General features: G+C 50.4%; 22 protein-coding genes and 5 pseudogenes. 1 reads left to right on the plus strand and 26 read right to left on the minus strand.

Annotated features, from left to right (window positions below; translation table 11 throughout):
- Positions 1-60: 60 nt before the first annotated feature.
- From ACHHV8_RS19780 to ACHHV8_RS19845, 14 genes and pseudogenes are all read right to left on the minus strand, one after another.
- Positions 61-681: a redox-sensing transcriptional repressor Rex gene (locus ACHHV8_RS19780; protein ID WP_395160856.1), complete on the minus strand. Its 621-nt coding sequence runs from the start codon at positions 679-681 to the stop codon at positions 61-63.
- Positions 678-3,537: pseudogene (dinG, locus tag ACHHV8_RS19785) on the minus strand (ATP-dependent DNA helicase DinG). Before dinG ends, ACHHV8_RS19780 begins: the two are co-directional and overlap by 4 nt.
- Before the next feature lie 90 nt (positions 3,538-3,627).
- Entirely contained in the window at positions 3,628-4,263 is a 636-nt protein-coding gene (locus tag ACHHV8_RS19790; RefSeq protein WP_395160858.1) for a hypothetical protein, read from the minus strand.
- 63 nt (positions 4,264-4,326) lie between these two features.
- Entirely contained in the window at positions 4,327-4,710 is a 384-nt protein-coding gene (gene panD, locus ACHHV8_RS19795) for an aspartate 1-decarboxylase (RefSeq protein WP_395160860.1), read from the minus strand.
- Positions 4,711-4,732: 22 nt separating this feature from the next.
- On the minus strand, positions 4,733-5,596 hold the full coding sequence (gene panC, locus ACHHV8_RS19800; protein ID WP_395163565.1) for a pantoate--beta-alanine ligase: 864 nt from the start codon (positions 5,594-5,596) through the stop codon (positions 4,733-4,735).
- Between the two features lie 38 nt (positions 5,597-5,634).
- The gene (panB, locus tag ACHHV8_RS19805) at positions 5,635-6,489 is read right to left on the minus strand and encodes a 3-methyl-2-oxobutanoate hydroxymethyltransferase (protein WP_395160862.1); all 855 of its coding nucleotides are present in this window, start codon (positions 6,487-6,489) and stop codon (positions 5,635-5,637) included.
- Between the two features lie 282 nt (positions 6,490-6,771).
- Entirely contained in the window at positions 6,772-7,746 is a 975-nt protein-coding gene (locus ACHHV8_RS19810; protein ID WP_395160864.1) for a biotin--[acetyl-CoA-carboxylase] ligase, read from the minus strand.
- A gap of 24 nt (positions 7,747-7,770) precedes the next feature.
- Positions 7,771-9,066, minus strand: coding sequence for a CCA tRNA nucleotidyltransferase (locus tag ACHHV8_RS19815; RefSeq protein ID WP_395160866.1), 1,296 nt, complete (start codon positions 9,064-9,066; stop codon positions 7,771-7,773).
- 11 nt (positions 9,067-9,077) lie between these two features.
- Positions 9,078-10,249: pseudogene (bshA, locus tag ACHHV8_RS19820) on the minus strand (N-acetyl-alpha-D-glucosaminyl L-malate synthase BshA).
- Between the two features lie 41 nt (positions 10,250-10,290).
- Positions 10,291-10,989, minus strand: coding sequence for a bacillithiol biosynthesis deacetylase BshB1 (gene bshB1 / locus ACHHV8_RS19825; RefSeq protein WP_395160868.1), 699 nt, complete (start codon positions 10,987-10,989; stop codon positions 10,291-10,293).
- Positions 10,986-11,408: a methylglyoxal synthase gene (locus ACHHV8_RS19830; protein ID WP_395163566.1), complete on the minus strand. Its 423-nt coding sequence runs from the start codon at positions 11,406-11,408 to the stop codon at positions 10,986-10,988. The genes bshB1 and ACHHV8_RS19830 overlap by 4 nt, the downstream gene beginning before the upstream one ends.
- Positions 11,409-11,446: 38 nt before the next feature.
- Positions 11,447-12,250 (minus strand): 4-hydroxy-tetrahydrodipicolinate reductase, encoded by an 804-nt coding sequence (gene dapB, locus ACHHV8_RS19835; protein WP_395160870.1) that lies wholly within the window; start codon positions 12,248-12,250, stop codon positions 11,447-11,449.
- Between the two features lie 42 nt (positions 12,251-12,292).
- The gene (locus tag ACHHV8_RS19840) at positions 12,293-12,808 is read right to left on the minus strand and encodes a tetratricopeptide repeat protein (RefSeq protein ID WP_395160873.1); all 516 of its coding nucleotides are present in this window, start codon (positions 12,806-12,808) and stop codon (positions 12,293-12,295) included.
- Positions 12,809-12,852: 44 nt separating this feature from the next.
- Positions 12,853-13,191 (minus strand): nucleotide pyrophosphohydrolase, encoded by a 339-nt coding sequence (locus ACHHV8_RS19845; protein ID WP_395160875.1) that lies wholly within the window; start codon positions 13,189-13,191, stop codon positions 12,853-12,855.
- A gap of 202 nt (positions 13,192-13,393) precedes the next feature.
- Here ACHHV8_RS19845 and ACHHV8_RS19850 point away from each other — a divergent pair.
- A pseudogene (locus ACHHV8_RS19850) lies at positions 13,394-14,267 on the plus strand (YitT family protein).
- 22 nt (positions 14,268-14,289) lie between these two features.
- Here the strand turns inward: ACHHV8_RS19850 and ACHHV8_RS19855 are convergent.
- From ACHHV8_RS19855 to ACHHV8_RS19910, 12 genes and pseudogenes are all read right to left on the minus strand, one after another.
- Positions 14,290-15,168: a sporulation protein YpjB gene (locus ACHHV8_RS19855; protein WP_395160877.1), complete on the minus strand. Its 879-nt coding sequence runs from the start codon at positions 15,166-15,168 to the stop codon at positions 14,290-14,292.
- Between the two features lie 43 nt (positions 15,169-15,211).
- Positions 15,212-15,868 carry a DUF1405 domain-containing protein gene (locus ACHHV8_RS19860; protein WP_395163567.1) on the minus strand — a complete coding sequence of 219 codons (657 nt, stop codon included), beginning with the start codon at positions 15,866-15,868 and terminating at the stop codon, positions 15,212-15,214.
- A gap of 141 nt (positions 15,869-16,009) precedes the next feature.
- Entirely contained in the window at positions 16,010-16,894 is an 885-nt protein-coding gene (locus ACHHV8_RS19865) for a c-type cytochrome (protein ID WP_395160879.1), read from the minus strand.
- A gap of 136 nt (positions 16,895-17,030) precedes the next feature.
- Positions 17,031-17,702: a menaquinol-cytochrome c reductase cytochrome b subunit gene (gene qcrB, locus ACHHV8_RS19870; RefSeq protein ID WP_395160881.1), complete on the minus strand. Its 672-nt coding sequence runs from the start codon at positions 17,700-17,702 to the stop codon at positions 17,031-17,033.
- Between the two features lie 16 nt (positions 17,703-17,718).
- Positions 17,719-18,268 (minus strand): annotated as a pseudogene (locus ACHHV8_RS19875) (QcrA and Rieske domain-containing protein).
- 249 nt (positions 18,269-18,517) lie between these two features.
- The gene (locus ACHHV8_RS19880; protein ID WP_395160883.1) at positions 18,518-18,946 is read right to left on the minus strand and encodes a DUF2487 family protein; all 429 of its coding nucleotides are present in this window, start codon (positions 18,944-18,946) and stop codon (positions 18,518-18,520) included.
- A gap of 99 nt (positions 18,947-19,045) precedes the next feature.
- A complete protein-coding gene (locus ACHHV8_RS19885) occupies positions 19,046-19,255 on the minus strand; it encodes an IDEAL domain-containing protein (protein WP_395160885.1) in 210 nt (69 codons plus the stop codon).
- A gap of 45 nt (positions 19,256-19,300) precedes the next feature.
- A pseudogene (locus tag ACHHV8_RS19890) lies at positions 19,301-19,548 on the minus strand (gamma carbonic anhydrase family protein); the annotation flags it as partial.
- A gap of 49 nt (positions 19,549-19,597) precedes the next feature.
- Complete coding sequence (locus ACHHV8_RS19895) at positions 19,598-20,722, minus strand: hypothetical protein (RefSeq protein ID WP_395160887.1); 1,125 nt, start codon at positions 20,720-20,722, stop codon at positions 19,598-19,600.
- Positions 20,723-20,931: 209 nt separating this feature from the next.
- Positions 20,932-21,513 (minus strand): histidine phosphatase family protein, encoded by a 582-nt coding sequence (locus tag ACHHV8_RS19900; protein ID WP_395160889.1) that lies wholly within the window; start codon positions 21,511-21,513, stop codon positions 20,932-20,934.
- Positions 21,514-21,541: 28 nt separating this feature from the next.
- Positions 21,542-22,174 (minus strand): anti-sigma factor family protein, encoded by a 633-nt coding sequence (locus ACHHV8_RS19905; protein ID WP_395160891.1) that lies wholly within the window; start codon positions 22,172-22,174, stop codon positions 21,542-21,544.
- Positions 22,171-22,761 carry an RNA polymerase sigma factor gene (locus tag ACHHV8_RS19910; RefSeq protein WP_395160893.1) on the minus strand — a complete coding sequence of 197 codons (591 nt, stop codon included), beginning with the start codon at positions 22,759-22,761 and terminating at the stop codon, positions 22,171-22,173. Before ACHHV8_RS19910 ends, ACHHV8_RS19905 begins: the two co-directional genes overlap by 4 nt.
- Between the last annotated feature and the right edge of the window lie 192 nt (positions 22,762-22,953).

Here is a 22,953-nt window from a genome sequence, read left to right on the forward strand (position 1 = left end):
CCTGCACTCCTTTCCCAAGGATGCAGGCTTCTTTTGATACCCTACCGTTCGTTGCGGGCATTAATCGAGATAATAGGCCAAGCTTTGCAGCTCCGTCGTAAAGTCCGCATGGTGGACCCTCATTTCGTTCGGAACCTTGATAATAATCGGGGCAAAGTTAAGAATCGCTTCAACCCCTGCGCTGACAAATTCATTCGCAACATTCTGCGCTTCGTTCGCCGGTACCGTAATAATGCCGATTCTTACGTGCAGTGCGGCGATCGTTTCCTTCAACTCCCTCATCGGCTTCACCTTCAAGTTATTGATGGATTCGCCGATCTTGGATTCATGAGCATCGAATACCGCAACAATTTTCATATTGTCCTTTAAGTAGGCATTATAATTGCAGAGGGCGCGCCCCAGGTTCCCCGCTCCGACCAAAGCCACCGGAATCAGCTTGTCCAGCTTTAAGATCTGACGTATTTTCTCAATCAAGTAGTCGACGTCGTAGCCGATCCCTTTTTTCCCGAATTCCCCGAAATACGCGAGATCCTTCCGGATTTGCGCCGGATTCAGATCGAGCTTCTGCCCGAGATCTTGTGAGGATACCGTATGGACGCTTTTTTTGCTCAATTCGTTCAAAAATCTAAGATATACCGGAAGCCTTCGAACAACCGCTTCTGATATTTTCATTGTTTTCATTCTCCGTTTTCCCCCATCCACTGCTTAATTCGCGGAACCAGCTGATTGGTCGGCATATGCTCGATCTTCGGTCCGGGCAGTGAGTACAAAAAGTATTTCCCGTAAGTCGTATCGATGACCCTCGTGTCATAAATAATGACAATGCCTTTGTCCTTCGCTGTGCGAACAAGCCTGCCGAAGCCCTGCTTGAACCGGATGACCGCTTGCGGAACCGAAAGCTTCATAAACGGGTTCTGATTCAGTTTCTTCAGCTTCTCCGTCTTCGCCTCGACTAACGGATGATTCGGCGGCTGGAAGGGCAGACGAACGATGGCAAGACAGGTTAAGGCGTCACCCGGAATATCGACTCCTTCCCAGAAGCTGCTGGTACCCAAAAGAATGCTGGAGGCGCTGTTCTGAAACAGCCTTGTCAGCTTGCTCCGGTTGCTGCTGTCCACGCCTTGACCGAGAACCTGCATCCCGAAGGGAGCCAGCCGGTCTTTAAGCGAGGCATGAACCAGCTTCAGCATCCGGTTCGAGGTAAACAGCACAAGCATGCGCCCTTTGGTTTCCAGCGCAACCTCCGCCAGCGATTGGGTCAGATGCTCCAGAAACTGCTTCTCACCGGCATTTCCCCGAATGCTCGGGAAATCTCTGGGGATGGCCACCAGCGCCTGCTGCCTGTAGTTAAAAGGGGACGGCAGCTGTACGGTCTTCAGCTTCGGCTCTTCTTCCTTGCTGTCCGTCTCCAAGCCGAGCTGCTCGCAAGTATAATCGAACGACTTCCCTACCGACAAAGTCGCGGAAGTCATAATGATACTGTCCTTCACGTCAAAGAAATGCTGCTGCAACATCGGACTCACGTCGATGGGAACGCAGACCAGCTGGAGCGACTTGCTTTTATTGAATTGTCCCGCTTCGAGCCAGTAAACGTAATTGTCGTCAGGCATGGTCATGAAGTAGTGCAAATTATCGCGGTGACGATAAAGCTCCTTCACGGTGCCCGTTACGTCCGTTAGAATGCCTTGAAGGTCCAGCTCGTCCTGCATCTCCTTCATTTCCGATAACAGCTTGTCCAGCTTCCTCAGCACCTCGCTGGTCAACAGGAAGATGTTATCCTCCAGCACGAGCAGCTTATCCCAGCCCTGAGGCTGGTCTTCCTTCTTAATGCGGTAAACCAGCTGACCGCCTTCCATCTGGGTCGGGTCCGCACGGGAAGCCAGCAGCTGATACAGCAGCTCCGCCAGCTCATCCCACTGCTCCTTGATCTCGACCAGCTTCGGAGTCAGCCCGTCAATCGTCTGACTCCAGCCTTTGACACGCTCGGATTCGTCGCGCTGAAGTCTCGCTCTAAGCGACATCAGCTGTCCGCTGCGGCTGTCCTTGAACAGCCACCACAGCATGCCGACAAAGGCGCCGTAAAACAATTCAATGCCAAGATGCTTGCTGGCGACTTCTTCGAAATGATGCGCTTCATCTATGACCAAATGCTTATAGTTCGGCAGCAGCCGGTTCTCCGCTTTGGTATCGGTAAACAGCATAGAGTGGTTAGTTATTACGACATCCGCCGTGTTGGCATCATGCCGCGCGCGATGGTAGAAGCATTTTTTAAACCAGGGACATGCTCTGTTCAAACAGGAATCCGTATCGCTCGCAACCGTATGCCAAAAGGAGGCGCCTTTATTGCCAAAGTGAAGCTCTTCTTCATCTCCATGCTTCGTTTCGCTTAACCAGACCACCATTTGACCCGCAGTCATCCGGTCTTCCTTGCCCTGCTCGAAATCCTGCAGGTTCATTTTCTGCTCGAATTTACGCAAGCATAAATAATGGCTACGGCCTTTTAATACCGAGGCTTTAAACGGAACTGGAAACAAGTCCTGCAGCAGAGGAATATCCCGCTCCCGGATTTGCTCCTGCAGGTTGATGGTATGCGTACTGACAAGCACCTTCTTCTCCTGCTTTACACCGTAATATAAAGAAGGAATCAAGTAACCGAGCGATTTCCCCGTGCCGGTGCCTGCCTCGATCATTAGATGCTGGTCATGCTCGAAGGCCGACTCCACCTCACTCAGCATGCGTACCTGGGCTTCCCGGTTCGTCGTACGAGGCGAAACGCTGTCTCAGTTCCGCTTTCAGCTGCTCATAAAACTCGCCGAAATCCGAAGGCAGAGCTTGAACCTCCTTGTCTTCCCGGAGAGTCTCCTCCTCGCCCCAGTCGTCAACATTCAGCTCGAACTGCCGGAAGTACCGTCCATCCTCCGAATCGATAGCAGCATACGCTTCTTTATACAGCCGCATCTCCTGAATAAACCAACCGAAATCGGACAGCGCTTCGTCGAAAATAATGTTCAAGCGCTGCAGCGTCAGCAGGGACAGTCCCTGAAAACGCTCTATACAGCGAAGCCAAATGAGAGCGGTCGCCTCGGCATCGCTATCGGCCTGATGCGGCCGCTCATGCGGCAAATCGAACGTCTGGGAAACCATGCTCAGCTGCAGGCTCGATAAAGAAGGAAACAGCACGCGCAGCGCATCCATCGTATCCAGCACTTTTCCGTCAAAAGGAAAGTAACCGTGCTCGTCCAACGCCCGCTGAAGAAAGCCCAGATCAAAGGCAATATTATGGCCTACCAGCACGCTGTCCTGAAGCAGCGGCACCATTTCGGCAATAACCGTATCCAGCTCCGGCGCATCCTTGACCATCTCATCGTCAATACCGGTTAACGTTGTTATAGAAGAAGGTATACCGATCCCTGGATTAACCAAGGAAGTATACCTGTCCGTAATTTGATCGTCCATTATAATGACAAGGCCAACCTGAATAATGCGGTCCGCAGATTGGCTCCCGGTCGTTTCAAAATCCAAAACCGCGAATTTCATTACTTTTATGTCAATCCCTTCATTCCCACTCTCTTCTTAGCATACCAATACTCCAGGGAAAAGGGAATAGTAAACTTCATCCTATGCAGCTCATTTTCGGACAGGATCTTCCAGAAACTGAAGCTCTCCTTTCTTGGAGCAGGCACAAACACCTGTTTCCATTAATGGCTGCACGCTGGTCGGGTCGGTGCGATAGGCCAGATTAAAATATTCCAGCGCTTTATCCATATTCTGATTGTAAGCTTGAATACAGCCCATAGCGTTAAAGGAAATAGCCTTCATCTGACTGTTGTCGGTAATTTGAGAAAGAAAATGAAAATGACTGTAGCTTTCCGTATTTTCTCCCTTGCGCAGATAGCTCATGGCTAAATACACACGGGCCAGCGTAAAATCGGGCTGTTCGCGAACCATGGACGAGAATTCGCGAATGGCTTCGTCAAACATCAGCAGCTTGTAATAGCCTTGACCTCGGGCAAAGCGTTCCGTATGCTTCCCCATCAATTCCGGATTTTGCAGATGATCTTGATATGAAGGATGATTTGACTGGTAAAAAGCCGCAAGCTTCTCCTCAAACAACAGCCACTCTTCAATAAACGTGTCGCTCATAGCTTTGAGGGCCTGCAGCTTCTCCTGAAGCTCTTTTTTGTTCGCACCCTTAGCCGTTCGGTACTGAGCACTCACTTCATCGAGCATTTCGTTCATGGAAGCAAATAAATGTTTGAACATGTATGCACCTCGCTTTAACCTGAGCATACACTCATTTTTCGCCCCTGCCCGTGTTTTCATTCATTACAGCACGGTGGAATGAATTTCTTCCTTCAGTACGCTGACCACTTTATTATTTTCACCCATTATGGCAATTTGAGGATGATGCTTACGAGCTTCCTCATCCGTTAGCATAACATAAGATAAAATGATGACCGTATCCCCTACGTGCACTAATCTCGCGGCGGCGCCGTTCAAACAGATGACACCGGAGCCGCGGGGCCCTGGGATGATATAAGTTTCGAATCTGGCGCCATTGTTGTTATTGACGATTTGAACCTTTTCATTGGGAAGCATATCGATTAAGTCCAGCAGGTCCTCATCGATTGTAATGCTGCCTACGTAGTTAAGATTGGCTTCAGTAACGGTGGCACGGTGAATTTTCGATTTCAGCATCGTTCTAAACATAGGTTAGACCCCCTTGTGTAAGTTATAAGCGAATAATAGTGTTGTCAATGAGCCGGGTCTTGCCGAACTTCACCGCCAAAGCGATTAGAATGGACATGCCTTCCCGAATTTCCGTAACAGGCTGCAGCGCAGGATAGGCTACAATTTCAATATAGTCGACATCCGCCATCGGCGACTGCCGGATCTGTTCCAGAATGGCTTTGTGCAGCTCGCCGGCGTCCATCTGTCCACGAGCCTCCGCAACGAGACGCTCAGCCATTTTCAGCGAAGCAGAAAGGACCAAGGCTTGCTGCCGCTGCTCGGGCTCCAGATAGACGTTGCGGGAGCTCATAGCCAGACCATCCTGTTCCCTGACGATGGGACACGGCACAATCTGTACCGGCATATTGAGGTCCGCTGCCATTTGTTCGATCACGGCCACCTGCTGGGCATCCTTCTGACCGAAAAAGGCAGCATCCGGCTGCACCATGTTAAACAGCTTCATGACTACGGTAGCCACGCCGTCGAAATGTCCGGGACGGGAAGCTCCGCATAATCGCTCCGTAACGCCGGACACCGAAACCACCGTCTTCGTCGGGGACGGATACATTTCGTCCACCCCAGGCAAAAAGACGATATCGGCTTGTTCTTTCTCCGCTAGCGCCAAGTCTCTTTGCTCATCCCGCGGATACCGGGACAAATCCTCGTTCGGTCCGAATTGAAGCGGATTGACAAAAATGCTCAGCACGACCACGTCGCACTGTTCTCTGGCGGCCCGAAGCAGACTCGCATGCCCTTCATGCAAATATCCCATCGTCGGAACGAACCCGACGCGCAGCGCGCTGTTCCCGGCTCTTGCCTTACGGATCGCCGCTCTTAATTCATCAATCCGTCGAATCACCTGCATTTGATGTATGGTTGGCATCCTCATCTATCCCCTATCGTTTACTTTTTGCTGCCGTATAAGAAGTCAGCCATTTCTTCTTCCATCCGGAAAGAGTGCTCAGGCGCAGGGAAAGCTCTTCCCTTCACTTCATCCACATACTGCTTTATGCCGCTGCGGACTTGCGTGCCGATATCGGCATAGGCTTTGACAAACCGTTTAGGGGCGATCTGAGAGCCATAACCCAGCGCATCATGGAATACAAGCACCTGTCCGTCACAATGCGCCCCCGCTCCGATGCCTATCGTCGGGATGGACAGCTCTTCGGAAATATGGGCGGCCAGCTGTTCCGTCACCAATTCTAGGACGACCGCAAAGGCTCCCGCCTGCTCCAAAGCTTTGGCTGCATCCACCAATTTGCGCGCCTGCTCCGAGTTTTTGCCTTGAATCTTGAAGCCCCCGATCTGGTGAATCGATTGCGGAGTAAGCCCAATGTGGCCCATAACCGGAATCCCTGCCTGCGTACAGGCTTCTACCGCAGCGCTAATTTCCCGTCCGCCTTCCATTTTTACCGCTTTGGCCAAGCCTTCCTGCATGATCCGCGCCGCGTTGCGCAAAGTTAAATCCAGGCTTCCGTGATACGTCATGAACGGCAGATCCGTAACAACAAAAGTCGACGGCGCCCCGCGTACAACCGAGCGGGAGTGGTAAACCATGTCGTCCATCGTGACAGGAATCGTCGAGTCGTAACCGAGGACGACGTTGCCCAGAGAATCTCCGACCAGGATCACGTCCACTCCCGCTTCTTCCGACAGCATCGCTGACGGGTAATCATAAGCGGTCATGACGGCAATCGGAGTTCCGTCCTGTTTCATTTTTTTAAGCTTTGAGGTTGTTACCGGCTTTTTGGCTTGCATGAGTACACCTGCTTTCATTCAAGTTTAGTTAGCCTTAGTATAAACAAAAAAACCTTTTAGCCCACGAAAGCTAAAAGGTTCACATGTTAAATCCACCATATGATCCTTCTGTCTCGGTCCGTTAGGCTCAGAGCAGAATCCGACATATTCCAATTGGGCTATTCAGTTGGAACAAAGATCTTACAATGGGAGTGCGGTTCCTGTCGGATACCGCCTCCGTTTTATTATACCAAACTTTTCATAGTCAGTGAAGCCATCATTTATTTTAAATTCGGCTCAAGCTCAGGGAGCGCCGAATTCGATTGTACCTGAATACCACTTGGTTAGTGTGCCATCCTCCTGACGGACGATCAGCGCCCCGGAATCATCGATGCCTACGGCAAAGCCTGATTTCAGCCCTTGCGGTGACTGGGTCCGGACTTGCGTATGGAGAGAGACGCTCAGTGCCTCCCACAACGCCTTGACCGGCGCGAAGCCCTGTTCGTGGTAAAGCTTGTACATCGTCTCCAGCTCCAGCATAAACTGCTTCAGCAGCTCCTTACGATCAATTTCCCGGCCTGCCTCGATCGCAAGCGAAGTCGCGACGCTTTGGAGCTCTTCGGGGTAATCCTCAGGACGCAGATTGACGCCGATGCCTACGCCGGCAATGACATGCTGCAGATTCTCGTCATCGGCGCTGGATTCCAGCAAAATGCCGCTGATTTTCTTCCCGTCGATGAGCAGATCGTTAGGCCACTTGATTCCTGCGGACAGCTGCGTTGCCTGACGAATGGAACGACACAGCGCCACAGCGACCAGCAGGGTCAAATGGGGCGTAAATTGCAAAGGAATACGGGGCTTAAGGATAAGACTCATCCACAAGCCCTTCCCTTTTGGCGAATGCCATGCGCGCCCCATCCGCCCTCTGCCGGCTGTCTGTTTCTCCGCGATGACGAGCGTGCCCTCTACGGCACCCTGTTTGACCAGCGTATGCGCCATCGTGTTGGTGGAATCCACTTCATCGAAATAATGGATCGTCCGCCCAAACGTTTCGGTCTCAAGCTCCGCCATAATAGCCGGAATATCCAGCTTCTCCGGCTTGCCGATCATCCGGTAGCCTTTGCGGGAAACGGCCTCGAACACATAGCCCTCCTGACGCAGCCGCTCAATATGCTTCCAGATGGCCGTTCGGCTGCAGCCCAAGGTCGTGCTCAATTGTTCGCCCGAGACAAAGCTGTCCGGATTCTCTTCAAATATGCGTATCAGTTGTTCATCCATTCTATGTACCGCTTTCCTGCTTAATTAGGTAAGTTCCCGGCTCACCCAGCGGCCGGCTTCCTCCAGCAGCGTGTCCGTACGGTTCTCCATACGGCCTAACGCGACTTCCTCCAGCAAATACTGCAAAAGCACGGACATCCATGGGCCGCCCTTACGGCTGAGGCCCGAGAGCAGCTGGTTTCCAGATAGATTCAGCTCTGAAAGCTTCGTTACTTTCAGCTCGTCAAGCCAGTCCGTTCCTCGGGCCGCCCATCGCTCGACGTCTGCCGGATCGGCTTGGGCGAATAAGTCTAACCTTCTATCGGAACTGATGATGTCATGAAGCTCCCTCAGCGCCTTCGGCCCGAATTTCAATGCCGCCAGCTTCCAGATCCGCTTGGCATCGTCTTGAGCCGATGCGCTGCTTTCTGCCGAAAGTACCGAGCGTTTGGAGGCTAATACCTCATACGCGGCGGCTGCCACCGCTGCAATCTCCCTTATTTGCTGATTGGAGAAGGTCAGCCGCTTCAGCTCCTCCTCTACTTCCGGGGCACTGCGGGAAAAGTGAAGATAGAGGTAGGCCCAGCGGCCGGTCACGGAGCTTAACTGAGCTATAGCCTCCCAATCCCGGTCAGCATGTAATGCCTGAAGAATGAGCGGGGCTTTCGTATAACGTAAAAGTCCGCTGCCCGCCAAATACTGAAGCGCGGTGTGCGGGGCGGAGCCTCCGAGCATACGCTCGAGCTCCATGCGTACCCGCTCCATCGCAATATGCTTCAGCAGCGGGGCATGGCGGCAGAGCGACTCCCAGGTACGGGACTCCACCTGCAGGCCGTACTCGGCCGCGAAGCGGATGCACCGAAGCATGCGCAGCGCATCCTCTTCGAACCGCTCATGAGGCTCTCCGACGCAGCGGAGAGTGCCTTGACGCAGATCCTCCATGCCGCCGAACGGGTCGACCAGCTTGCCCTCGGCGTCCAGCGCCATCGCGTTCATTGTAAAATCGCGGCGCCGTAAATCCTCCAGTAGGGTGTCGATATAATGAACCTCCGCCGGCCTGCGGTACTGCTCGTAACCCTCTTCCTTGCGAAAGGTGGTCACCTCGTATGTGAAGCCGTCAACAACGACCGTAACGGTGCCATGCTGAAGCCCTGTAGGAATCGTTCGTTCGAACGTCTTCTGCACCTGCTCCGGACGGGCAGAGGTGGCAATGTCGTAGTCCTTCACAGTGCGGCCAAGCATCCGGTCGCGGACACAGCCGCCGACGAGATAAGCCTCGTAACCGTGCTGCTGCAGCCCTTGAAGCACCTTGATCGCTCCTGCTTCCAACGGTTCCCTCATGCTGCCTCCGATTAACAATTCAGCGGCTTCAGCTTCAGCTCTTCAGGCATCGGCCGCTCCAGCACGCGGTAATATATTTCTTCATACTGCCGTGTAATGACGTCATTACAGAAAGTAAAGCGCGCTCTGTGCAAACAAGCCGCCTTCATTTTCTCGTACAGGGCGCTGTCGGACAAAAGCCGCTTCGCATAATGGGCCATCGTTTCTACATCCCCGATTTCCGCCAGGAATCCGCTTTCTTCGTGGGTAATCAGCTCCGGGATGCCTCCGGCGTTCGAAGCGATGGTCGGTACTCCGCATGCCATGGCTTCCAAAGCAACCAAGCCGAAGCTCTCCTTCTCCGAAGGCAGCAGCATGACATCGGACAGCGATAACAGCTGCGCCACATCATCCTGCTTGCCGCAGAAGGTGACGCGGTCCAGCAGACCAAGCTCTTTGACCTTGCATAATACTTTGGACAGCTCCGTGCCCCTCCCCTACAAATAGAAGACGGGAAGGAATGTCGCGGCTGACCTTCTCGAAGATCTCCACGACATCGGTGACCCGTTTGACCGGACGGAAGTTGGAAATATGTATTAAAATTTTCTCGTCAGGGTGAGCGAATTCTTTGCGAAGAGCCTGAACCTCGCGGGGATAATACACTCTTTTGTCAACAAAGTTATAGGCCAAATCAATCGGCTTCTCAATGGCCAGAAGCTTGCGCGTTTCGTTGATCAGATCATCCGAAACAGCCGTGACCGCATCGCTGTGATTAATCGCATAGCGGATTAAATCGCTCAAGGATTCGTCCTGAGCCAGTACCGTAATATCCGTTCCATGCAGCGTTGTAACGACCTTAAGCTTATCTCCGACCATTTGTTTGGCGAGCAGTGCGCAAACCGCATGCGGAATAGCATAATGCACGTGGAGCAAATCCAGCTCCTCCAGCTGTACGACCTGCGCCAGCTTGCTGGCCAAGGACAAGTCATAGGGAGGATATTTGAACACATAATAATCGTTGACTTCCACCTCATGATAAAAAATGTTTTTATCGAACTTTCCTAAACGGAAAGGCATGCTGTGCGTAATAAAATCGGACCTCGTGTCCCTTTTCGGCAAGCAGCTTGCCGAGCTCTGTGGCAACGACACCCGAACCGCCTAAAGTAGGATAGCAGGTAATGCCGATCTTCAACCTTTCCTTCATCTGTCTTCACCCTCCCCTGCCCATAGTATATTCCGTTATTCCTAGAATAATTGAATTAAATAAGGAAGCTTGCTCACAAAGCCTTCGGCATAGCCGACCGTTCTTTTCTGGCCAAGCATCCTGTCCTTTGCTTCCACCCGCTCCAGGTATTCCTGATTCAGCGGGGTCGGCACATAATCGTTGTCTGAAGTTCCCTTTTCAAATTGCGTGCGGTAGCATTGGAGCGCCTGCATCTTCTGCTCGTGATTCGAAGTAATGTCTACAACCAAATCCGCTTCCGCCACATCGTTAATAAAATAAAAATAGCACTGCTCCACGGTATGCGCCTCGGTGCCGGGATCATATTTACGCAGCTTGGCATTAAACACAGCCTCCTGCACCAGCTTGCTGCAGGCAATATGATCCGGATGGCGATCCTCCCAATAAGGAGCAAATACGATTCTCGGTTTATGCTTACGGATCTCACTTGTGATAGCGGCAATGTTCTTCGGCTCAATCCATAGGCCCCGGTCCGGCAAGCCAAGATTCGAGCGCATCGCGAGCCCCAACACGAAAGAAGCGGCAGCAGCTTCTTGCTGTCGCGTCTCCACCGTTCCGTTGGATGACATTTCGGCGTACGTCAGATCGCAGATCCCGACACGATATCCTGCCGAAGTATGCTTAACGATCGTTCCGCCCATGCCAATCTCGGCGTCGTCCGGATGTGCGCCGAAGATAAGAATATCCAGTCCGTCGCTCATTGGCCGTCCACACCAGGTTTATATTTATGAACCAGCTCCCGCCATGCGAAATCGCCGCGGTCTAATGCTTTGACGAGAATTTCGGCCGTTGCGATATTCGTTGCAACCGGAATGCCCTGCACATCGCACAAGCGAAGCAGCGCAATAATATCGGGCTCGTGCGGCTGCGCCATCAGCGGGTCTCTCAGGAAAATAATAAAATCCATTTCATTGGTAGCGACCATCGCACCGATTTGCTGGTCGCCTCCAAGCGGACCGGACATAAAACGGTTCACCTGAAGCTTCGTATTTTCCATAATTCGCGTGCCGGTCGTGCCGGTAGCGTATAAAGTATGATGAGCAAAAACAGTCTCGTAGGCGATAACGAAATTGACCATTTCTTCTTTTTTTCTATCGTGGGCGATTAAAGCGATATTCATTGACATGTGTATCGTACCCCTTATGTTTTTCACTAGTCTTAATCTATAAAATGTTCAAATCCGTATACGATGCCTTCAAGCTCCATCGCTTTTTTCACAGCTACATTGACGCCTGGCATGTAACCCGCCCGATCATAGGAATCATGGCGAATTTTCAGCGTTTGGCCGAATGCGCCAAATACTACTTCCTGCTGCGCAAACACGCCGGGCAAACGAACGCTATGTATTCTAAAGCCATTATACAATCCGCCGCGCGCGCCTTCGATCGTCTCTTCTTCCTTCGGATTCCCTTGGCGAAGCTCTTGACGCGTTTCTGAGATCAGCTCAGCTGTTTTAATCGCAGTGCCTGACGGAGCATCCAGCTTCTGATCTCCATGATACTCTATGATCTCCAAATGCGGGAAATATTTGGCCGCTTGCGCCGCAAATTTCATCATCAGAATGGCGCCAATCGAGAAATTCGGCGCGATGATGCCGCCAATGCCCAGCTCTCTGCATTGCTTGTCCCAGTTTGCGATGTCCTCAGGCGTAAAGCCTGTCGTTCCGATTACCGGACGAACCTTATGCTTAAGCGCCAGGGCCGTATTGCTTACTACGGAATGAGGGGTCGTAAAATCGACTAATACGTCCGGTTTGCTTTCGACAAGAGCAAGCTCAAGATCGTTGCTCATGTTTACGCCGCAGGCATCCAGCCCAACCAGCCGACCCGCATCCATCGAAGGGTCTGAGGATCGGCTTACGGCTGCGGCCAGCTCAAGCTCCGGATCTCCTAATACCATTTTTACTACTTCACGGCCCATACGGCCGCTTGCACCCGCTACCGCCACTCGAATACGACTCATAAGAATATCTTTCCTTTCATTTTCGCTTCATAAATAAATAGATTAGGACTGCATATATTGCTTCAAATGGTTCTGATATTCCTCCAGCAGCTGCCGGCCTATTTCATGCTCCGGATCCAGCCTCAACAGCTCCCGAATCGCCTGAATGGCTTGACTATACTCTTTTAGCCGCGAGTAAGCAAGACCCAGCATAAGAAAAGCCTCCCAAGATAAAGAATCCAGCATGATCGCCTGCTTCAACAGCGCGACGGCCATCCACAGCTGATCCTCCGAACCATGGAAAAACTTCTCTGCCTGCCTTATCGTCTGCCTTGCCTGCAAATGCTGCAAATGGAAGATATAATGATCCTCTTCCGGATCCAGCCTGACGGCTTGAGTCGCATGCTCAACGGCTTTGCGGAGCTTATTGCTGCGAGAGTACGTAATGGAAAGCTTGTAATGGAAGGCGGCATTGTTCGGGTTCATCGCAATCGCGCGTTCAAACCATTCAATGGCCTGTTCAAAATCGCTGTTTAAAATGGCTTCATACGCCTTCTTGATTAACGCATCTCCATCCATCTGCCCATCCTCCTTACAAAGGGTGATGGTACAGCATATGAAAATTACTCGTTATCGGTGTTCAATTTTGTCCAGCGATTCGCATCCCGCGTCCGGAATTTATGCATAATTTTATCATGCGCCTCCGTAAGATCAATCCCCAGGGAATTCGCGAAACAAATCGTAATAAACAATATATCTCCAAGCTCCAATTCAATGGAATTGTCTTCCTCCGTAGGCTTCTTGGGCTTTTCTCCGAATTGATGATTGACTTCCCTTGCCAGCTCGCCTACTTCCTCCGACATTCGGGCTAACATGGAAAGCGGGCTGAAATAGCCTTCTTTAAATTGCGATATGTATTGATCCACTTCAGCTTGAAGTTCTTTGAGTGAGCGCTCCGTCATTCTTACCTCCACCGATCCTTTACTTGATGTGACAAATGAACCTGAAATGGATCTCTTCAGGCTGCTTATTACCATGTTATCGCAAAACAGGCAGACATGACAAATTTTTTTTGTCTTTTCTTACACATACTAAGAAATGTATAGGGGAATGACTTGTCGATTTAAGCCCCATTCCAATGAACGATGCAAGGAGATTGCCTTCATGATATCGGAATTTTTCGCTAAGGACAAGCTTCGCAACCTGCTTCCCATCCTGCTCGGGACCGCCATCTACGCCTTCGGTCTTCATTACTTTGTCATTTCGAATGAATTGATGGAGGGAGGGGTCACCGGGATCGCTTTGTTATTAAATTATATTTTTCACCTGCCGCCTTCATTTTCGACTTTGCTGATTAACATTCCGCTATTTTATTTAGGCTGGAGACATCTGGGAAAGGAATCCATGCTTTATACGATCTTCGGGACGCTGTCCCTCTCCTTGTTCCTGTGGGTGATGGAGCAGCTGATTCGCCACGGATGGATCGTCCCCTTTCAGACGGATAAAGATTATTTTCTTGTAACGGCGTATGCCGGAGTCACCTTAGGTGCGGGACTCGGGCTTGTTTTCCGTTATGGCGGGACGACGGGGGGCGGCGATATCATTGCGCGGATCGGACAAAAATCGAAGGGATGGAGCATGGGGCAGGTGATCCTGATTTTCGATACGGCCGTCATCGGATCCTCGTTATTCTTCATTGCCAAAGAAAAAATATTGTACACCTTCGTTGTTGTCTATATTACAACTAAAGTGATCGACATTATTATTGAAGGCGCGTACGCCGCTAGAGCCTTTACTATCATCTCCGATCATACGGAGGAGCTCGCGGCGCAAATTACGAAGCAAATGGAACCGCAGCGCGACGATCATGCCGGCGGTCGGCGCTTATTCCATGCAGCAAAAAAATGTGCTGTACTGCGTAGTCGCCCGCCATGAAATGAAAAAGCTTAAAGACCTGACCCGCTCCGTCGATCCTCGCGCATTTATCATCATCAACGAGGTTCAAGACGTATTGGGTGAAGGCTTTAAGCCGGAGTAAATGAAATCTATTTCCCGAAAAATTAGGGAAGCTGTGCTTTGTCCTGCTTACGGACGGGGACCAGACCGTCGTCTTTCCTAGACAGTCTCCATCCGGCAAAGCCGAGAACAGCCAATATAAACGAACCGATCGCCAGCGTCCACAGAATCGGATTTTGCTGATCCGTGATCGGCAGATAAGCTGCGGCATCTTTTTTCATGAAGAGCTTGTCAATAATTTGCCGCAGCGGCGTCATTACATTCTTCACCGCGCCATAAGGCTCCTGGTCCGAATGCAGCTGCCCCGTTAAGAAGGTGACTAACGAATCCGCCTGCTCCACATCGGCCGGGTCTCTGCTGATCAGCAAGCTGGGGTGAATGATTGCATAATGCTGCTCCAGCTGACGGATAGCCTGCTGCAGGCCCTGCAGCTGCTTCTGCTCGGCACCTTGCTCGATTCCGCGAATGTCCTCCTGCAGCAGCTTGTAATATTGCAGCCACATCGGTTGATTCGAATGGGTTAAGGCATCGGTTGCCAGCCTGATTTTTGCAGCGGATACCTGGCCCTCGTCAGGAGAATACTTTGCCGCGTTGAACACCCGCTTCGCTTGGGTAACGGTTTCGGCCAACGCATTCATCCCCTCCACGGAAGCGATGCCGTAGTACTGTACCTGTGTCACCTGATCGCCCAACTGCTGCAGAACCATGCGCCCGCCTGTGATATCTCCCTGCATAACCTTTGTATACATGTCATCCGCCGTTTGGTTTAGCAGCTCTACTCTTTGCGTCTGTTCGGGACTCGGCAAAGCTTGTTCCAGCTGTGGAGCCGAACGCTCCTGTTTGCTGCAGCCTGCGAACAGCTGTGCCCCTAACAAGATTGCCATCACAAGGCTTGTACCTCTCCAAGCACCTTTAAACAACATCGGACATCCCTCCTACCATCAATTTATGGAGGGATGTCCACGTTTAGACCTGTTCGGAGCGCATACTTTTGCGTACCTGGATCAAAATTACGGCGAGAATCACACTTACAATACTGAGTGCGACCGTGTAAGAAGCCACTTGGGGCAATTCATCCCACAATGATTTGGGCAGCCAAGGAAAAACGCCCACCCCGTAGTCCATGTAATCGTTTAACAGCACCCAGGCCGCAACAACGGCTACTCCGCCCAGCAAATATGTATACGAGCTTACATATAAAATAGCTTCCGCCGCCATGCCCAAATGAGAGATGGTCAGCATCCAATCCTGCCAATTGACAGGATCTCCTTGATAAGCCGCCGCCCAGATCATTGAAACGGCCCAGACGCCATATTTAAAAGATGTGACGACTGCAAAGGCTTCCACAATCGAGCGAAACCAATTGGTCCTCGGCCGTGCCAGTCTTCCTTTGTAGGAATCAACCAGTAAGTAAGCCATCGTTCCTGTAAAAAACAAGCTTGCTGTCGGACTATCCGGCACAAACGGCAGGTACGCCACAGACAGATTGTCAGCGGTAAATACCAGCTGCTTTCCATACCAATAATAACCGTAGATCGTTCCCAAGAAATTAATCCAAAACATGCTCCATAACATAAAGCGCCCGGATAAAAAGGCTTTGGACAAAAAATAACGAACCGACATCCTGAGCAAGGAAGTCCCTCCCGACTGGATCATCTCTATTTAAAAAACATAGCTATGACCCGCTAAATAAACACTGCGCATAAAGAACGGTACTTGATCGAAAGTGACCTGACCGTTAAACGGTCAGGTCCTTGGAAGAGACTATTGTTTCTGCTTAGCCAACCATTCAGCCAGCTTATCGATATCCGCATCAGTCAAGCCTTTTTTAATGTTCTCATCGTATTGTGCCGCCATGTTGCCTTGGCCTTTTTTGATGATGTTCAAAATTTCGTCTTTACTGTGCTTGTCGCCAATACCGCGCAGAGCTGGAATACCGGAAGAAGGCATCCCTTTCAATTCACCGCCGTGGCAGGATACGCAAGTAGCTTTCTTAAAGATTTCCGCTCCCGGATCGTCAGGCGCAACAATAGCCGCAGCTGCAGCAGGTTTTTTCACGGCACCGCCGCCTTCTCCGCCTGCGCCTTTAGCTGCATGAAGCTCTTCTTCACGCTTGATGTGCTCCGGAATGATGTTCTTCTCTTCAAGCTCTTTCTCGTAGTGCGTCCAAGAAACGACTGTGAGGTATGTACAAGCGATCAGAGTCAAAATCATCAAAGTGGAAGCGATCGGCCGTCTGTAAAAGCGTCTTTCCTTCCCTGTATCCAGGAAAGGGGCAACCATCAGTCCGCCGAACAAGATAGCCGGAATGATAACCGTACCGAACACAACGAATTTATCCGAAGTATACGGATACTTCAGCAATTGATACATGAACAAGAAGTACCAGTCAGGCATTGGAATAAACTGTGTATTCGTCGGATCAGCCGGATACCCCAAAGGCGCCGGATCCGATACAACCAAGCACAATATCCCTACAAGAACTACAACCCCAACCATCCATTCCTTCAATAGAAAGTTTGGAATGAACACTTCCGATTTCCCTGGAAACGCAGAGTAATCCGGCTGGGGAATGTGAGAAGATTTAGCACGGACGCGCGAATCTCCCACATAAACGATTTTTTCGTCAGATTTATGACCGTGAGCCACCTATTTGCCCCTCCTTACTTCTTATAGTGTCGGAAGAAATCCCCGAATACTGCCTTAGAATCCTTCCGCACGCAAGAAAAACTGCCTGTCTAACCGCGGACGCTCAAACTTCAAAATGACGTCGTAGAACGTTTTCTTAAAGCGGACCGGAAATACCTTGTTTACGAATCATAAAGAAGTGGCCTGCCAAGAGGGCAAGCAAAGCGCCTGGCAAGAAGAATACGTGCAAGGCAAAGAACCGGGTTAAGGTTTGCGCTCCGACAATTTCGCCGCCTTGCAGGAAGGTTTTGATGTAATCGCCGAGATAAGGAACCGATGCGGCAATCTTAATACCTACTTGGGTAGCGAAGTAAGCTTTATTGTCCCAAGGCAGCAGATAGCCTGTAAAACCAAGACCCAACATAACGAAGAAAATCAATACTCCGACAACCCAGTTCATCTCACGAGGCGCTTTGTAGGAGCCTGTGAAAAAGACGCGCAGTGTATGTAGGAACATCATAACGATTACCAAGCTTGCGCCCCAGTGGTGCATACCGCGAACGATAACGCCGAATGCAACCTTATGTTGGAGGTAATCGACACTTGCATAAGCGTTGATAATATCCGGAACATAGTACATCGTCAAGAACATACCGGACAAGATTTGAATAACCGTGATAAAAAACGTCAGACCGCCGAAACAATAAACAAATGCGGAAAAATGGTGCGCCGGATTCACGTGTTCTGGCACTTCGTGATCGGCCACATCTCTCCACATCGGCGTGATATCTAGACGTTCATCAATCCAGTTATACACATTTTTAAACATCTGATGTTACGCCTCCTTATTTAACCCTTTTGTTCGGACCAAGCTGACCCACATAAACAAAGCCGTTTTCGACTTTGAGATCGTATTGATCCAAAGGCGCCGGCGCTACAGCAAGGTTCTTCCCGTCAATCGTGTAATGCGCACCGTGACAAGGACAGAAGTATTGTTCCTTATACTCCGGATTTGCGTTCCAGTTAACCGTACAACCAAGGTGCTTACAGGTTGGATTCAAAGCAAATAGATTGCCGTCCTTATCCTTGGCAATCCAAGCTTCCAATTCTGCGTCGTTCTCATACCATCCATCCACTTGATGCAACCTTAAACTTGAAGGATTTCGGCTCGTCCGTAATTTGTCCGGCCTCCACAACCTTAACCCAGTCCGCCTTCGTTTTTGGTTGAAGTACAGGATCAACAGCAAATCTTACCATAGGGACCAGCATTCCGGCGCCCATGAAAGCTGTGGCTCCACCAAGGGTATAGGAAAGAAACTGCCGACGGGACATCTCGCGACGTTTAACCGGCTTTTCTCCCTGATGTTGCGCATCCTGATTATTGTGCTCGCTCATTCTTGTTCTACCCCCTTTTGCAACATATATCACGTCGTTCGACATAACTTTACACCACATACTAGGACATTACTAATAATAGCCTACGAGCTAGGGTGCGTCAAGAATTTTGCCTTGCATTTCAAGGCCCCAACTCTTGTCCAAGTGGTAACATTTAACGAAATTGTCACATCTGTGAACGAGCCAAAATGGTATGTCCAGTACATAGAATTAGCAAAAATGCCACCGAACATACACGGTTCGCAAACGTTACCTTGACGTCCATAATTGCTGCACTTTTGCGCTTACCGACTGTCGAACGTCCGACTTTGAATTCGCTATCATTTCCGGTGTCAAAACAAACAGAGCGTCCGCCTCTACCTTCTCCAGCGGCAGAGCTGCCTCCGTTTTGGCCGTAACAATCACAACGTATCGAAATTGCTGCTTCAATCGTGCGCAGGTTCGGCTGAGCAGTTCTTCCCCCGCTTGTCCGTCCACAAAATGAAAGGCCGGATAAGTCAGAACTCTTCCTTTATAGGGAATCTCCAGACAGTCCAGCGCATCCCGCAAAGCCTCCAAGGCCTGCGTTGCCTCCCACGGCTGTTCATCTCCGCTCAGCCCGGTAACGGGCAGCAGACATGTATCCACATAAGGCTGCAGCTCCGGCCATGAAGACGCCTCCACATCGCTAAATTTCATTTGCCACGCTTCCTTTCCTTGCTCGATATAGTACCCAATGTAACACAAAAAAAAGACATATGAAGAGGTTTCATATGTCTTTCATCAAAATGTCATAATTCAGGCTTCAGTACTTCGGCTGCATTCATAGGTGTAGAGCGATTTCAGTTCTGTAGTCAGGGCAAGAAACGATTCTTCATCTCCCTTGGCCAAAGCCAGATCAATCTCTTTGTACAAATACTGCTCCCTATACTTGCGCAAGGCCTCATCCCAGACCATCTCCGCAAACAAGCTCAGCATCATATCATTGGAAACGTTCATTTTGCCCATAGAACTTACCTCCAGACCGGGTCTCTCTTCAAATTTAGAATAGAGCTAAGGATTCGCCTGCTGGCGGTGCTCGCCGCCCGTTGTCACATAGCTTTTCTGCGTTTCACTGCATTCGCTGCAAATCGGCTTCCTTCAATTTTACGTCCAACCTGGCAGGGGAACCGAGTGAAAAGAGTGTATGGGAATACGTTACATTCCGTCATGTGCGAACCTGCCCCTACTAAAGCATATTCACTTATATCCGCGCCGTTAAGTACAATAGCCCCCATCCCGACGAATGTGCCTTTACCTATACGGCGCTTGCGGTTCATGCCATACAGCGGTGCGCTTCGAACAAGCGCTTCACGGATTGTCAAACGGGATGACAATCTTGTCTTCCTCCGGTACGTAAATACCTTGGATAACCCTGCTTCCAAGCTTGGTTATCTGAATAACGGCCCCATGCTCCTCGTGCTCTCCGATCCGCAGCAGTCCAAGATGCATCATCATCCGCATCACACGCTGTTCCAGAATCGATTCGGGCGTATCGTAGTAGAACGGCCGAATCAATGGAAGCAGCGCCTCCTTGGCGGAGGACACGCTTATCCAATCCTTCGCGAGCTTATCCAGCCAGAAAACGAGCGATTGAATATTCGGAATCGCATTCTTGTAAAGCCGGAGCCAGAACCGGTATACCTGCAGCAAATCTTCCTTGCGGCCTGCAGACACGCGTTCTCTTCCGTGCTCCGTAAGCGCCAGAACCTGATGATGCTCCTGAATCAGCTCCGCATAGTAGCAATAATCATAAATGAAGGAAAACCGGTTCGGGTATTCCTTAAACATTCTTCCGTAGCCGAAACGCCATGCCGTTTTGCCAACAGGGTCCTCTTTAACCGAAAGCCGGTCGAGCACCTGCTGAAGCTGCCGCTTGTACATAAAATTCTCTGCCGTTAATGCCGCTTCCTGCTGGGATAGGTACTGCAGAAAATGAGAGATATCGTCGACGATCAGCTGCTGCTCGTCCCTGTATATCCCCGGCTCGCCTGTCAGGACCAAAGATTGCCGGAGCTGCTTGGTCAAAGCCTCTCCGAACCTTCGTTTCAAATCGTTCGGAACCTGGAATAAATACCGGGTATCCCTTGAGTAGCCGTTGAACAGCCAGCCCCGCTGCTTAAAGCGGGTAATCATTTCCCGCGGATTCCACGCGTCATTCTCGTCTTTTTCGAACCGGCTTTGCTGCACTCTGGCGAGGAGTTCTTCCAGGCTGAACGATCCGCGTTGATCGAAGATCAGCGAGTTCAAGAAGCGCACATCTTCAATGGACAAGTCCACCACTTGGCGCTCAAAAATCTCTCTCCGATTGACCGTAGATAGAATCGACTGGATCAACTCATTTTTGGAGTGGCCGTTGCATTCACAGTTGTACGTATCGGCGATTCGGCTTAGATCGTGAATATCCGCATAGCTTAACATATCCGCTAAATTCATCTGTCCCCACCTCCAATGCCTGCTTACTTACCATTATAGGAAGATGCGGCAAATTTAAACGGGGGCGGAAAAATAAAATAACCCCACAAAGTGGGGCTTATGCTTCGAAGCGGACTCAGGTACTTTGCGGGGACCCCGAAAACATATAAATTCTATCATGTTAAAAAAGTCTGCCCCCGGGCTACAGGGAGCAGACGATATAGGCATAATTATTCAATTCCTTGCAGGTGAACCGTGCAGTTCATCAGCTTGCACAGCCACTCGGCTTCCACTCTTTCCACAATCGTAATCGAAGTATTGGCCAAATGGGACTCAACCGGGTCTCCCAGCAGTTGTTCCAGCACCGGAGCGATATAGCCTCCGTGACTGACAAGAAGTATTTTCTGACCGTGGAAACGGCTGTCCAGATCTTGAAGCAGCGAAGCCCAACGCTCCAGCAGCTGCGCATCGCTCTCCATCCCGAGTTCCTGCTGTCTCCAGTTCTCCCCCCAGCGGCGGATCCGCTCCTCCACCGTAGTTCCTTCCACTTCCCCGAAGTGCCGCTCCCGCAACCTTTTATCTACACCAAGAAAAGGGATCTTCGTGACTTCGGCTATCGTCATGGCCGTTTGCTTGGCGCGGATCAAGTCGCTCGAGAGGACTCCGTCCCATTGTTCTCCCACAAGACGCTGTGCCAGCCGCTGTGCTTGAAACACGCCTACCTCGGCAAGCTCGGTGTCCATCTGCCCCTGCATACGTCCGGCCAAATTCCATTCGGTTGTGCCATGTCGAATAAATCCTATAGTGATCAAACCTTTTCCTCGCTTTCTTATGCTTTTCTTACGATTTCGTTCGCGACAACCAGTTCATCACAAGCAGCGTGCTGGTTAAGCCAAGAAGCGAGACAAAGATCATATAATCCTTCACCGTATGAATCGGTCCGGCCTGATACATGAATGGCTCGCTGAATCCTTTCAGGCTGGCCACGGCGGAAGGCATTGAATGCACGTTCATCGATTCGGTCTTGCTGCCTCCTACGGCGACCGGCTCTTCCATTCTTCCGAAAATGGATGAGCTGTTGGACGCTGCGGCGGTTTCTACCGTCGGCTGATGCGTGATGGAAAAGACAAACGAGAAAATAAACAACGCCAAACAAACGGCAATAGCGGCGGATATGTTTCTTCTAAACCTGTATGTAATCGCGTATTTGCGATCCGTTACCGGCACTCTCCAGCTTTCATCCTGATAAATACGCTCCATGACGCTTCTGGAGATGGGGGTGCGTTCCTCCCCGATATCGACTGCCTCGGAGGCGGACTGAATCAGCTCGGTGCTTTCTCTCCACATCTCAAATTCCGCAGCGCAGCTGCTGCAATACATGATATGCTCGTCTACCCGCCGACGCTTCAAGTCGTGCTCCGGAAGGTCCCAATAGACTCCGAACAATTCCTGAATATCATCACATTTCATCATCGATTCATCCCTTCATACTCCTCAAAAATCGGATCAAGAAAGTATGGTTCCAACTGGAGCTTAACACTTGCTCTCGCCCTGAACAATAAGGATTTAACCGAGCTTACCGTCTGCCCAAGGATATTGGCTATTTCCTGATAATCCAACTGCTCGTACTCACGTAAAATAAGAGCGGAACGCTGTTTTTCAGGCAAATTGTTAATAGCATCGCGAACCATCAGTACTTTCTCATTGCGCAAAACCGTCAGCTCCGGCATAGCATCCGCTCCTGCATGGGGTTCCAAACCGCTTTGCTCCAAAGACACCTTCGTATTTTTATTTTTACGCAGCTCGCTTAGCACCGTATTCCTTGCGATGGTGTATAACCATGTGGAAAAAGTAGCCTCAACTTCCCTGAAGGAATGCAGGCTCTTATACGCTTTATAGAACGTCTCGTTGCATAGATCTTCCGCAAGAGATTCCATCTGGGCGCTTTTCAGCATGTGATATACGAAAGCAAAGATTTTACGTTCATAGCGCCGCATTAACTCGTCATAAAGCTGGACGTTGCCGTCCTTGATCTCTCTGATCAACTGGGAATCGGTCATTCAGTACGACCCTCCTTGTGATTCCTGGCTTACTCCCAGTGATTCTAATTGTTTTACCAATTGGGAGTAAAAAAGTTGCGGTATATGATAAAAAAACATATTAATTTTCGGGGTTCCTCCATAGTTATTCGTGAAATAAGTCAAAATTCCTTCTTAATCGACATGATTCAGAAGAATTGCCAAAAAAAGGTG

The organism is Paenibacillus sp. TAB_01, from assembly GCF_043945595.1.
Lineage (GTDB): Bacteria > Bacillota > Bacilli > Paenibacillales > NBRC-103111 > Paenibacillus_S.